Here is a 12,800-nt window from a genome sequence, read left to right as displayed (position 1 = left end):
TCGAGCGACGCTCGAATTCGACCTCTCCCCGCAAGCGGGGCGAGGTAAGAGGGCCGTGCCATCCCAACAAAAAATCGCCGCGATCAAGCCACCTGCCGCGTGCGCGCGCTGACGCTGCCGAGCGGGCGCTTGCCCCCATAGGCCATCAGCGCATCTTCGGACGAGGCGCGGCGGAGCCGGCTGGTCTGGGGCAGGTGCTCGGCATTGGCGATCAGCTGGGTGACGAAGCTGGGATCGGGGCGGGGCAGCGGCGCCTTGTGGACCCACTGCAACGTCGGCATCAGCGGCACGAGGGCCGTGCCTGTGCCGTTGTCCGCCGCGTCCGATCGATCAGTACTCAACATCGCAATCACCGTTGATCCGGCCGGATTGTCGCGTTTCGGGACGCTGGCGCCGGTGCGTGTCATGTACTCGCAAGCCCCATGCCGGCCGGGCCTGATTGGTTCCCCCGGGTCGGCAAACGTGGTTTCCAAATTGTTTATCAACTTTGCCTAGGGTCGAGGGCGAATCTGGCTTTATTCTGTGCCGGCTCAGGACTTACCCACTGTCCCGAAATGAGGCGATTTTGACCCCAGCATTGCCGCAAGCCTCCGACATCCTGGCCGCGCTCGGCCAGGCCGTGTTCGCCTGGGACATCGCCAGCGACGTCATCGTCTGGGGTGAGCAGGTCAGCGCCGTCTTCCCAGGCATTCCCGCCGAGCGGCTCGCTACCGGAGCCGAATTCGCCAAGCTGATCGAGCCTGCGCAATCGCTGCGAACCGCTGCGCTGGCGCAGACCTCCGCCGTGCACGGCGCCGACGGCACACCTTACCGGGTCGAGTACGGCGTGCGCATGAGCGCATCCGATCCCGTGGTCTGGGTCGAGGAGACCGGCCGCTGGTTTGCCGGTCCCGACGGCCGCCCCACGCGCGCGATCGGCTCCGTCCGCATCAACAATGAGCGTCACGCCCGCGACGAGGAATTGACGAAGCTGGCCCGGCTCGATCCCTTGACCGGCGAACTCAACCGCTCCCATCTGATCGCGGCGCTGGCCGAGGCGATCGAGGAGACGACCCGCTTCCGCTCGACCGCAGCCTTTATGCTGGTCGGCATCGATCATCTCGCCCGCGTCAACGACGCCTTCGGCTTCGACGTCGCCGACGCGGTGATCCTCGACGTCGCCAAGCGCATTCGCGCGCGCTTGCGCGGCGGCGACGTGCTCGGCCGCTTCTCCGGCAACAAGTTCGGCCTGATCCTGAAGAACTGCACCGTCGACGACATGAACGTTGCCGCCGAGCGCTTCCTCGCCGGCATCCGCGACGAGGTGGTGCCGACGAAATCAGGCCCGGTCTCGGTCACCGCGTCGATCGGCGCGGTCAGCGTGCCACGCTATGCCCGCAACACCGACGAGGCGGTCAACCGCGCCCATGAGACGCTGGATGCCGCCAAGCGGCGCCGCGTCGGCTCGTTCGCGACATGGCGCCCGGATGCCGTGCGCGACGCGCAGCGCCGCGTCAACATCCGCGTCACCGACGAGATCGTCACCGCACTGAACGAGCGCCGCATCAAGCTCGCCTATGAGCCGGTGGTCTCGGCCGCCTCGCGCGAACTTGCCTTCCACGAGTGCCTGGTGCGGATGGATCAGGGCGACGGCCAGGTGCTGCTCGCACCCGACATCGTGCCGGTCGCCGAACGGCTCGGCCTGATTCGCCTGGTCGATCATCGCGTGCTCGAGCTCGTGGTCGCCGAGCTCGCGGCTGCGCCCGACATCTGCCTCAGCCTCAACATCTCGCCTGATACCACCATGGATCCGGACTGGTGGGCGGGGATCGAGTCGCTGATGCTGGCCCATCCCGGCGTCGCCGAGCGGCTGATCGTCGAGATCACCGAAACGGTCGCGATCCAGGATATCGATGATGTCCGCGGCTTTGTCACGCGGCTGAAGAATTTCGGCAGCCGCATTGCCATCGACGATTTCGGCGCCGGCTACACCTCCTTCAGGAACCTGCGCAAGCTCGGCGTCGACATCGTCAAGATCGACGGCGCCTTCGTCCAGAACGTCACGCGGTCCGCCGACGATCGCGCCTTCGTGCACACCCTGATCGATCTCGCCCGCCGCCTCGACATCAAGACGGTCGCCGAATGGGTGCAGGACGAAGAGGCCGCAAGCATGCTGCGCGATTGGGGCTGCGACTACATCCAGGGCCGCTTGATCGGACTCGCCTCGGCCGAGCGGCCGTGGGGCGCGGCGCCGGACAATGCGCTGCCTGCGGCGGGCTGAGACACTGTAGGGTGGGCAAAGCGAAGCGTGCCCACCATTCGCATCGTTTAACCGGAGAGATGGTGGGCACGGCGCAAGCGCGCCTTTGCCCACCCTACGAAATCTCTCATGCCCCCTCATCCAACGCCACCAGCTCGCGCTTCTTGCGCAGCGCGGGCAACAGCGGCGCGATCAGCAGCACCATGGCGAGTGCAAGGCAGGCCGCCGAGATCGGACGCTGCACGAAGGTCCAGAGATCGCCCTGCGACAGGATCAGCGACTTGCGCAGATTGTTCTCCAGCATCGGGCCGAGCACGAAGGCGAGCACCAGCGGCGCCGGCTCGTAGCCGAGCTTGCGCATGAAATAGCCGATGATCCCGAACGCGATCATGACGTAAACGTCGAACACGTTGTTGCTCGAGCAGTAAACGCCGAGGATCGTGAACAGGATGATCAGGGGGAACAGGATGTTATAGGGCAGCTTGAGCAGCTGCACCCACATGCCGATCATCGGCAGATTGAGGATCAGCAGCATGACATTGCCGATATACATGCTGGCGACGATGCCCCAGAACAGGCCGGGGTTTTGTGTGATCAGCAGCGGCCCCGGCTGCAGGCCGTGGATGACAAATGCGCCGAGCAGCAGCGCCATCACCACGTTCGGCGGGATGCCCAAGGTCATCAGCGGAATGAACGCGCCGCCGGCCGCCGCATTGTTGGCGGATTCGGGGCCCGCGACGCCCTCGATCGCGCCATGGCCAAACCGCTCCGGTGTTTTCGACAGCCGCTTCTCCAGCGCATAGGACGCGAACGAGGCCACCACCGCGCCGCCGCCCGGCAGGATGCCGAGCAGAAAGCCGAGCAGGGTGCCGCGCGCCACCGGGCCGGCGCTCGCCTGCCAATCCGCCTTGTTGGGCAAGAGCTGCGTGATCTTGGCGTTGATGATGTCGCGCTTGATCGCCTGCTCGGTGTTGAGCAGCACCTCGGCGACGCCGAACAGGCCCATCACGACGGGCACGAGGCCGATGCCGTCGATCAGTTCCATGCGGCCGAAGGTCAGCCGCGGCTGTGCCGTGATGCTGTCAAGGCCGATCAGGCCGAGCACGACGCCGATGCAGGCCATCAGCAGTGCCTTCGGCATCGAGCCTTGGGTGAGGAAGGTGAGCACGACGAGGCCGAGCACCATCAGGCTGAAATACTCGGCCGGGCCGAACGCGATGGCGATGCTGGCAAGCCTCGGCGCCACCAGCATCAGCGCGATCAGCGCAAAGGTGCCGGCGATGAAGGAGCCGAAGGCGGAGATGCCGAGCGCAGGGCCCGCACGGCCCTGCTTCGCCATCTGATGGCCGTCGATGCAGGTGACGACGGAGGCGGCTTCCCCGGGGATGTTGACCAGGATCGAGGTGGTCGAGCCGCCATACATCGAGCCGTAATAGATGCCGGCCATCATGATGATGCCGGATTCCGGCGTGCCCGACAGCGTCACCGGCAGCAGCAGCGACATCGCCGAGATTGGGCCGATGCCCGGCAGCACGCCGACCAGTGTGCCGATGAACACACCGATGAAGCAATAGAGCAGGTTGATCCCGGTCAGCGCGACGCCGAACCCATGGGCGACATTGGCAAGCGTATCCATGCGATCAGCCGATCCCGAACAGGCCCGAGGGCAGCTGGATCAAAAGCAGCCGCTTGAGCACCCACCACATGCCTGATGGCACCAGCACCGCGATCGGAATCGCCAGCGTCCAGCGCACGGGATCGATCAGGCGCAACAGCAGCAGCATTAACGGGATCGACGACAACAGGAATCCCAGCGGCTCCAACGCGAACGAGAAGGCGGTGAGGCAGGCGATGACGAGAAGAGGCTTGCTCCAGCGCACATTTTCCCAGCGCGAGGCCAGCGTCGGTCCGCCCTCGGTGATGGCCGAGATGATGATGGAGGTTGCGAACACGCAGATCAGGATGCCCGTGTAGAACAGCACGTAACCGGAGCCGGGATCGTTGATGGTGCCGAGCTTGAGCTTCAGCCCCGACCAGATCACGAAGCCCCCGAGCGCGAGCCCGATCAGCCCGCCCCAGAGTTCGGAATTGCTGAGACGGAGTTTGACGTTGGTTTGGTTGGTCATCGATTCCCTCTCGTGCCCCGGACGCGGCGCAGCACCATAAGTGCGTTCACGCACGTCTTCGACGTGCTATGGTGATGCGCTGCAGAGCCGGGGCCCATGAGTTGGGCAAAAAGGTGGGTCCCGGCTCTGCAGCGCAGCGCCGAAGAAGCGCTGCACTGCGTCCGGGACACGAAAGCGGCGCAGTCCTACTTCTTCGCAAGCCCGAGCGTGTCGATCACCTTGCGCTCGGACTCCGTGACCTCGACGACGAACTTCTTGTAGTCCTCGGTGTTCTTGTAGTTCGGCACCATGTCGTATTTGGCGAGCGTTGCCACGACGGCCGGATCCTCGACCGCCTTCTTGAAGGCATCGTGCAGCTTGGCGACGATTTTCGGATCCATCCCCTTCGGGCCGGCGATGCCAAACGGGGAATCATAGACCATGGGATAGCCGAGTTCCTTCAGCGTCGGCACATCCGGGTAGTTCGGCGATCGGGCCCCGGTCCACACCATCAATAACCGCAGCTTACCGGCGTCGACCAGCGGCCGCCACCCTGTGGAATCAGCCTGCAGCATCGTATGCTGCCCCAGGACCGCAGCGTTGGTTTCCGCGCCGCCCTTAAAGGGGACTTGGGTGAGCTTGATGCCGGACATCGCCGCGATCTGCTCCATGCCGATATGCAGCGAGGTCCCGGTGCCCGGCGTCGCGTAGGTCACCTTGCCCGGGTTCGCCTTGGCGAATTCCACCACGTCCTTCCAGCTCTTGAACTGGGATTCCGCGTTGGTGGTGACACCGAAGGTATAGCCGGTGAGATGGATGATGTAGGTGAAGTCCTTCGCCGGATCCCACGACACCTCCTGCATCAGAGGCAGGCGGAAGACGGTGATCGGGATCTGCGAGATGGTGTAGCCGTCCGGCTTCGCGCCCGCGGCCATGGTCGCAGGTCCCACCGTGCCGCCGCCGCCGGCCTTGTTGTCGATCACGACGGGCTGACCCAGCACCTTCGAAGCGCTGTCGGCGATCGCGCGCATCGAGATGTCGGTCGACCCTCCGGCCGGCCATGGCACGATCAGTGTGATCGGCTTGGTGGGATAGTCCTGCGCACTGGCGGCAGTGGAGAGCACTGCGCCCATCACCGCATGCATGGCGGCAAAGGCAATCGTCTTCAGCCCGTATCGCGACATCGAAACGCCTCCCTCGCAGCGGCCTCGCTCGGGCCGCCGTTTCTCGTTCTTGTGGGACGATTGTTCCCGAAATCACGAGAGAAGAAAAGCGCCATTGCGCGTGTGCCAGGCAAGGGGCGAGACGGCAATTCCGCCGAAAACGATCCATGCGACAATTGGTCGTTTGGAGGCGTGCCGAGATACGGAATTTGAGTGGGGAAAGCCGCTACGCCACGCGGCGGACTGCGCTCAGCGTCTCGATGGTGCCGTCGACCTCGGCCGCCGGGCATGGCTTGCCGAAATAATAGCCCTGCACGGCGGTGCAGCCGCATTCGCGCACGAAGTCGAGTTGCTCCGCGGTCTCCACACCCTCCGCCGTGGTCTCGACGCCGAGCACGGAGCCGAGGCTGGCGATGGTGCGGATGATGGCAACGCTTTCCGGGCTTTCGCCGAGCGTGCCGACGAAAGAGCGATCGATCTTGATGCGGTCGAACGGAAATTTGCGCAAATAGCTCAGCGAGGAATAGCCGACGCCGAAATCGTCGAGGCTGACCCGTACGCCGAGTGCGCGGAGCTGGTGCAGGATCTCGATCGTCGCCTCGCTGTCGTCGAGCAGCGCCGTCTCGGTGACCTCGAGCTCGAGCCGTCGTGGCGGCAGGCCGGCTTCCGCAAGTGCGCTCGTGACCATCGCCACCAGGCCGCGCGAGCGGAACTGCACCGGCGACAGGTTTACCGCGACGGTGACCTCGGGCCAGGAGACGGCGGTCGCACAGGCGGTGCGCAGCACCCATTCGCCGATCGGGACGATCAGCCCGGTCTCCTCCGCGATCGGAATGAATTCGGCCGGCGAGACGAAGCCGCGCGAGGGATGTTTCCAACGCAACAGCGCTTCGAAGCCGGTGAGCTCGGAGTTGTCGAGCCGTACCTGCGGCTGGAACACGAGATGGAATTCACGTGATTCCAACGCGCCGCGCAGATCCTGCTCCAGCGCGTGCCGGCTGCGCGCCGCCTCTTCCATCTCGGGCTCGAACAGCTGGTAGGCGCCGCGTCCCTTGGCCTTTGGCCTGGTAGAGGGCGAGGTCGGCGCATTTCATCAGCTCGTCGGCATCGAGCCCGTGATCGGGCGCGATCGCAATGCCGACGGAGACGCCGACATGGATCGACTGGCTTTCCAGCGGCGGCGGATGGCCGATGATCTCGACCAGGCGACGGGCGAGCTTTTCAGCCGATTGCGGCTGCGGTCCGCGCTGGAGTACGGCAAATTCGTCGCCGCCGAGCCGCGCGACGGTATCATGCTCGCCGACATTCTCCTTTAGTCGCGCCGCAACCCAGTGCAGCAGGCGATCGCCTGCGGCGTGGCCGAGGCGATCGTTGACGGTCTTGAAATTGTCGAGGTCGAAGCACAGCACGGCCATCGCGCCGCCGGCGATCGCGACCTGGTTCAGCCCTTCGCTCATCTTCTCGCGGAACAGCGTGCGGTTGGGCAGGTCGGTCAGCGAATCGTGGCGCGCCATGTGCGCGACGCGGGCCTGGGCCTTGTGGCGCTCGGTGACGTCCTCATAGGTGACGACCCAGCCGCCAAGCTCCATCCGCTTGTGATTGAGCTTGATGATGCGGCCGTCGTTCAAATGGCGGTGCAGCGTGTGCTCGCCCTCGCGCAGCCTCTCGACATAGTCGGCATAGAGCCGCGCGCCTGTGGTGTTCGGATGAATGCCCAGTTCGCAGCTGTGCTCCATGATCTCGCGCATCGAGATGCCCGGTTTCACGATCTCGGGCGACAGGCCGTACATCTCGATATAGCGGCGGTTGCAGACGATAATGCGCAGGCTCGAATCGAGCATGCACAGGCCCTGGCTCATGTTGTTCAGTGCGGCGTCGAAACGTCGATACTGCTCGCTCAGCTCCTCGACCGCACGTTCGCGTTCGGTGATGTCCTCGTAGGTGGCGACGAAGCCGCCGTCTGGCTGCGCGCAGTAACGCACCGAGATCACGGAGCCGTTGGACATGCGCCGTCGCATCGACGAGGAATCGCGGTTCGCGATTCTCGCGCTGGCGGCTTCCAGGAGCTGTTGCGGGCTGTATTCGGAAGCGAACGCGCCGTTCGCCATCGAACGCTCGATCAGCTCGGAAAGATGCGTGCCGGGCCGGGTCTCCTCGGGCGACAGCCGGTAAATCTTGCGGTAGTTCGTATTGCAGACGCGGAGCCGCATGTCGCTGTCGTAGAAGGCGAGCCCGTGCGCCATGTTCTCCAGCGCTGCATCGAGGATGAAGTTCTGCCGCCTCAGCGTCTCCTCGTATTGCAGCCGTTCGGTGACATCTTCGTGCACCGTCACCCAGCCGCCGTCGGTCAGGAAGCGGGAGACAGCCTGCACCATCCGCCCGTCATAGCGCATCACCAGCAGGGTTTTCGCCTTCCTGGCGCGCACGTCGCCCAGCCTGGTGTCATGGAATTCATCGGCCGACATGCCCGGCAGGTTGCCGCGCGAAAGCCAGTGGTCGATGGCCGCGCTGTGCGTGACGCCCGGCTTCATGATCTCGGGGTCGAGGTTGTAGAGCTTCAGGAAACGTTCGTTGCAGACGACGACCCGGCTGTCGGCATCGTACATGATGAGGCCATGCGACATGTTCGCGAGCGCGTGCTGGCTGCGCTCGGTCTGCACGCGCAATTCCGCCTCGAGCCGGGCGAGACGACTGACGTCGTCGCAGATCGTCATCCAGCCGCCGCCGGGGAGGGGCTTCAACTCGAGCGCCATGACGAGGCCGCTTGCAAGCCGCTGTTCGGTGCGGAATGGTTTGCCCGCTGCGATTTGCGCAATCCGCGCCGAATACAGCGCATCGAGCTCGTCCTGGGGGAAGTTTCCGCGTGTCGCGCTGTGGGCAAGCACCTCGCGATAGCTCGTGCCCACCCGCACGATATCGGCCGACATGTCGAACAGCGTGAGGTAGCGCTGATTGACCAGCACGATCCGGTTGTCGGCATCGTAGACGCAGACGCCCTGCTCCATGTGGTCGAGCGCAAGCTGGCCGAGCGCGATCAGGGCCGCGGGGGCCTGTTCGCGGTGTGCACCATGCTCATTGTCGCAGCTCGACGTCATGGGAGTCGCGGATCTCGGCGGGCAACAGACTTAACGCAACGTAATTCAGCCGCCGAGGGTAGCGAAGAGGCCGGAAAATTCCCTTAAGCGCGGTAGTTTACGGAGAGTGACTGGCGATGCAGAGATGCGTGTATCTCGGGCGCCGGAATGCACCCAACATTGCTCGTCGTCCCGGCCTAGTGCGCATTGCGCACGGGGGGCCGGGACCCATAACCACAGCGAGAAGCTTGGCGAAGATCGGTAGTGAAGAGGTTTGGTACAAACACCGGCGCCTATCGATAGATCACGCGGTATGGGTCCCGGCCCCCCGTGCGCAATGCGCACTAGGCCGGGACGACAATACGGGATAGATTAGCGCTACGGCCCGTACAGCACGAGCTCCGTATCGGTGAGATCGGCGAGCTGTGGCCGGTGCGGGCCCTTGAAATATTTGCGGCCGCGGCGCTCGGTGTAGAGGCCGATGAGGCCGGGAAGCGGGCTGTTGGAATCGACGGCCACCGAGATCTTGCCGAGCCGCAGCAGCAGCCGGCCGATCCGGCCGGCGCAGGCGGCATATTCGGCGGTGTTGCGGCAGTAGATCAGTTTCATCGCGGGCGGCGCGATGAAGCCGCGGCGGATGCGCACCGGTTGCAGGATGAAGGGGAACGTTCCCTGCGGCGTGCGGCAAACCAGGCTGAGGCAATTGTAGCGCGCATGACGCGTCAAGAGCTCGGTCTCTGCGTCGGAAAGCCCTTCGATCGCCTTGGCGTGCTGCGAGATCACCTCGATCTTGCTCCAGCGCGGGGCGCGCGCCAGCGCGGGCACCGAGAAGAAGATGCCGCGGCAGTAATCACGAAAGCCCTGCGTCTCGATGATGGGCCAGGTCCACGGCGCCGGGCTGATGTTGAGGTAAGTGACGTCCTTGTGCCGCTGCGCAATCTTGGTCAGCAGCGGCGCGTAGTTGCGATAGGCCGGATCGACATACCAGCTCGACAAATTGCACTGGATGGCGGTCTCTTCGCCGTTCTTGCGCGCCGTGTAGATTAGCAGCAGTACGCCGACCGGTGTGCCGTCATCCTCGAGCATGTAGCCGAAGCGCGGATAGCCCTCCGGCACGGTCCGGAAAGCCTGCCGGCGCAGGCCCTGGATCCAATAGTCACGCGAGCGGCCGACGAAGCCGCGCGTCAGCAGGTCCGCGATGGCTTCGACATCGGACTCGGTGATTTCGCGGCATCGGACCTTGGTGTGGATCACGCTCGTCTTGCCCGTGGAAATGGTCGGCCTCGTGAGTTCCGTTACCGCCAGCCTTCGCCGTGGGCCTCGGCCGCAACATGCGGCTGTAGGCCCAGGACGTCGCGCACCTTGGCCGGCCAGGCGGCGGTATCAGTGCCGTGGGTGTGGAACATGGCGACCGCGAGCCGGTCCATGCCGAAGGCAACGCAGCCGGTGTGGGCCGGCTCGCCATTGGCGTCTTTAATGTCCCAGGTCGTGCCGAAATGCTCGCGGTGATAGTTGAAGCTCATGCAGGCGGTCGGCTGCTCTTCCGAGCGCAGCGGGATCAGGAGCTCGAGCTTCAGCTGCTGCTGCTTCTGGCTCACCGCCTTCATCTGGCCGACGCGGCCGAAGAAGGGATCGCTGGCATAGTCGACGCGGAAGGTGAGGCCGAGATCGCGCGCGATCGCCTGCGCGCGGACCATCCAGCGCTCGCGGAAGTCGGCGACGTCGTCGGGGCTGCCGATGCAGACATATTCGCGCATCCGGAACGATTGCAGCCGGTCGAGATGCTTCGACGGCTCGCGGCGGAAGCAATCGGCGGCGACGTCGAAGCGCAGACCGCCCTTCGGCAATTGGCCGCGGCTCGCCGCGATCGGGTAGACGGGATAGCAGGCGGCCGGCGACAGCACGAGGTCGGCCGGCGAGAGCGATGAGGTCCAGTCGCCGCCGGCATCGAAGCGGCTCACGGCGGCGTTGATCTCGCGTTCGGTGCCGTGCAGGCCGCAGACGCAGCCGAGCAGGTTCGGAAAGCTCTTGAGGTAGCCGGACTTCTCCAGCTGAGCGCGACTCATCACCGGTGGAAAGCGCATCACCTCGGTTCCGGCCTCGCGATGGCCAGTGATCAGCGTGGCGAGCTTCTCGACGATGCCCTCATAGAGCGCGGTGCGGGCGTAGACCCCGTCCGAGCCCATGCGGTGGAACAGCTTGTCAGCGAGATGATCGAGCGGATCGATGATCTGCGGTGCGGTGTCGGGCGAATTGGGGAGGACGGCAATATTCATGGGTCGATGTCCTGCTATCTCAAAATTGTTCTTGTTGGTTCAGTCGCCAAGGCACGTTAGTCACGAAGGCTCATTGGCACGCCGCTCATCAGCGTCGATGTCGCGGCGTTGGCGAGAATACGGTCATTGTTGATCATGATCGGCGACGACAGCACGTCGCGCAGATGACGGCCCATCGTGAATTCGCCGTCGTTGCGGTAGCCGGAAAGACCCGCGGTGCGCATCGCATGCATCACCGTCTCGACCGCGAGCTCGGAGGCCTGCACCTTTAAAAGCGTGATCGAGGACTGGAAGTCGAGCGAGCCGAGCGCGCGCTCGTCGTGCTCGGCGCGGTCGAAAGCGTCGATGTTGGCAGCGATCAGCGCGCGCAGCTTGGCGAGCGACATCTTGGCGGCGGTGAAATGCGCCGCGGCCGGCGGCATTTGTCCGCCGGAGCTGCGGGCCGCCTTGCGGATGAAGGCCTGCGCACGGGTCACCGCGGCGGCGGCAATGCCGGCCCAAGCCGACGACCAGCACAGATGCGCGAATGGCGTCATGGTCTGGGCGTGGATCTTGTCGTAGGATTCCGGGAAGACGCGGTCGGCAAGGCAATCGACCTTCAGCTCGAAACCGGTCGAGCAGGTGCCGCGCATGCCGAGCGTCTCCCAGCCCAGCGTCCGCTTCAGCGAATAATCGTCCTTGGCGAGCGCCAGCAGCACCTGGTCGGAAGCGGCGGCGTCGTTGGCCCGGCGGGCGATGGTGACGAGGCCGTCGGCCTCGGCGCCGTAGGAGATCACGGTGGCGTCGCGTACCAGCGAGACGATATCGCCGGCGTGATCGACCGCAGCCGCGCTGGCGCGGATGTTGCCGCCGTTCTGCCCTTCGGTGGTGGAGGAGGCGAGCAGCCACTGGTCGCGGGCGACCCGGCGCATCATGGTTTCCATCCATGGGATGCCGTGACCGTGCCTGACGACGCAGGCAACCTTGGTCTGGTGCATCGCGTAGATCATCGCGGTGGAAGCGCAGGCGCGCCCAAGCGTGTAGCAGATGTCGGTGACGTCATAGATCGATGCGCCGAAGCCGCCGAACTCGACCGGGATCATGACGCCGAGCAGCTTTTGCTCGCGCGCCACCTCGAAAGCCTTGTGGGGGAAGCGGGCATCGCGGTCGACCCCGTCTGCATCGGCCGCCGCGGCGGCGGCGGTCCGGGCGGCACGCTCGATCAGGGAGGGACCCTGATCGAGAAAGCTCGTCTGCGTTTCGTCGACAGTGAGGACTGCTTCACGCACGTTCATTCTCGTCCGCCTCCGGTTTGCCGTTCGAGATCGCCGCCATCATTCGCGATGCCGCCAGCGATCCTCCGACCATCTTTGCTTGTGAGACGAGGCTACGGATTTAATTCAAATTCGTCGATGAAATAGAGGGTAAACAAATCCCAATTCCGAACGAACAGTTAAGGTCCGGTTGTTTGCATCACCGGAATTTCCACGGTCGCGTTAGTGATCTGGAAGAGGCCTGAATTTTAGTCAATCTGAGTCATCGTTTACTAAGAAGAGCGAAGTAACCCTCATGCCCATTGCGGGATCGACTGGCCGTGCCCATCGTAGCCGGCAGTCCGGTCCGCCTCCGATAGACAGATGGGAATTTGCCGATGCAGGCTTTCGATACCGACATGCGCAATCGCATCATCAAGCTGGTGAAGGGCATCCTCGAGCAGAACTCGCTCACGGCGAACATCACACCGTCGGCGAAGCTCGTCGACGCTGGCCTGACCTCGATGGACATGGTCAATCTGATGCTCGGCGTCGAGGCCGAGTTCGACTTCACCATCCCCCAAGCCGAGATCACGCCGGAGAACTTCCAGTCCGTCGAAACGCTGGAGCGGATGGTCGCGACCCAGTTGCAGCCGGCGACGGCGGCTTAGCTAAACGCGCCAATTTCACCCCCAGCGTCGTCCCGGCGCA

At 64.5% G+C, this 12,800-nt stretch carries 9 protein-coding genes and 1 pseudogene; 2 read left to right on the top strand and 8 right to left on the bottom strand.

Annotated elements, in window-relative coordinates; translation table 11 throughout:
- Window positions 1-83: 83 nt before the first annotated feature.
- Window positions 84-344, bottom strand: coding sequence for a hypothetical protein (locus tag CWO91_RS38610; protein WP_165406007.1), 261 nt, complete (start codon window positions 342-344; stop codon window positions 84-86).
- A gap of 221 nt (window positions 345-565) precedes the next feature.
- Between CWO91_RS38610 and CWO91_RS38605 the strand changes: the two genes are divergently transcribed.
- The gene (locus CWO91_RS38605; protein WP_130220626.1) at window positions 566-2,260 is read left to right on the top strand and encodes a bifunctional diguanylate cyclase/phosphodiesterase; all 1,695 of its coding nucleotides are present in this window, start codon (window positions 566-568) and stop codon (window positions 2,258-2,260) included.
- 106 nt (window positions 2,261-2,366) lie between these two features.
- On the opposite strand, the gene CWO91_RS38600 is transcribed toward CWO91_RS38605, so the two are convergent.
- The 7 genes and pseudogenes from CWO91_RS38600 to CWO91_RS38570 all read right to left on the bottom strand — a co-directional run bounded on the left by CWO91_RS38600 (window position 2,367) and on the right by CWO91_RS38570 (window position 12,131).
- On the bottom strand, window positions 2,367-3,875 hold the full coding sequence (locus CWO91_RS38600) for a tripartite tricarboxylate transporter permease (protein WP_130220625.1): 1,509 nt from the start codon (window positions 3,873-3,875) through the stop codon (window positions 2,367-2,369).
- A gap of 4 nt (window positions 3,876-3,879) precedes the next feature.
- On the bottom strand, window positions 3,880-4,365 hold the full coding sequence (locus tag CWO91_RS38595; RefSeq protein WP_128930784.1) for a tripartite tricarboxylate transporter TctB family protein: 486 nt from the start codon (window positions 4,363-4,365) through the stop codon (window positions 3,880-3,882).
- A gap of 185 nt (window positions 4,366-4,550) precedes the next feature.
- Window positions 4,551-5,528, bottom strand: a complete 978-nt coding sequence (locus CWO91_RS38590) for a tripartite tricarboxylate transporter substrate binding protein (protein WP_130220624.1) — start codon at window positions 5,526-5,528, stop codon at window positions 4,551-4,553.
- 205 nt (window positions 5,529-5,733) lie between these two features.
- Window positions 5,734-8,602 (bottom strand): annotated as a pseudogene (locus CWO91_RS38585) (PAS-domain containing protein).
- Window positions 8,603-8,959: 357 nt separating this feature from the next.
- Window positions 8,960-9,835, bottom strand: a complete 876-nt coding sequence (locus CWO91_RS38580; RefSeq protein ID WP_130220623.1) for an acyl-CoA acyltransferase — start codon at window positions 9,833-9,835, stop codon at window positions 8,960-8,962.
- Window positions 9,836-9,876: 41 nt separating this feature from the next.
- Window positions 9,877-10,857, bottom strand: a complete 981-nt coding sequence (locus tag CWO91_RS38575; protein WP_130220622.1) for an amino acid--[acyl-carrier-protein] ligase — start codon at window positions 10,855-10,857, stop codon at window positions 9,877-9,879.
- 56 nt (window positions 10,858-10,913) lie between these two features.
- Window positions 10,914-12,131 carry an acyl-CoA dehydrogenase family protein gene (locus CWO91_RS38570; RefSeq protein ID WP_130220621.1) on the bottom strand — a complete coding sequence of 406 codons (1,218 nt, stop codon included), beginning with the start codon at window positions 12,129-12,131 and terminating at the stop codon, window positions 10,914-10,916.
- A 356-nt stretch (window positions 12,132-12,487) separates the two neighbouring features.
- On the opposite strand from CWO91_RS38570, the gene CWO91_RS38565 reads away from it, so the two are divergent.
- Window positions 12,488-12,760, top strand: coding sequence for a phosphopantetheine-binding protein (locus tag CWO91_RS38565; protein ID WP_130220620.1), 273 nt, complete (start codon window positions 12,488-12,490; stop codon window positions 12,758-12,760).
- The last annotated feature ends 40 nt before the right edge of the window (window positions 12,761-12,800 follow it).

Source organism: Bradyrhizobium genosp. SA-3 (assembly GCF_004212635.1).
In the GTDB taxonomy this organism is placed as follows: Bacteria; Pseudomonadota; Alphaproteobacteria; order Rhizobiales; family Xanthobacteraceae; genus Bradyrhizobium.
This window is presented reverse-complemented; position numbering and strand designations above follow the sequence as displayed.

Bases quoted from the DNA above. Each gene is read 5' to 3' on its own strand.
- CWO91_RS38575 (WP_130220622.1), bottom strand. From the start codon at position 10,857: ATGAATATTGCCGTCCTCCCCAATTCGCCCGACACCGCACCGCAGATC.
- CWO91_RS38565 (WP_130220620.1), top strand. From the start codon at position 12,488: ATGCAGGCTTTCGATACCGACATGCGCAATCGCATCATCAAGCTGGTG.
- CWO91_RS38570 (WP_130220621.1), bottom strand. From the start codon at position 12,131: ATGAACGTGCGTGAAGCAGTCCTCACTGTCGACGAAACGCAGACGAGC.
- CWO91_RS38610 (WP_165406007.1), bottom strand. From the start codon at position 344: ATGTTGAGTACTGATCGATCGGACGCGGCGGACAACGGCACAGGCACG.
- CWO91_RS38590 (WP_130220624.1), bottom strand. From the start codon at position 5,528: ATGTCGCGATACGGGCTGAAGACGATTGCCTTTGCCGCCATGCATGCG.
- CWO91_RS38600 (WP_130220625.1), bottom strand. From the start codon at position 3,875: ATGGATACGCTTGCCAATGTCGCCCATGGGTTCGGCGTCGCGCTGACC.
- CWO91_RS38595 (WP_128930784.1), bottom strand. From the start codon at position 4,365: ATGACCAACCAAACCAACGTCAAACTCCGTCTCAGCAATTCCGAACTC.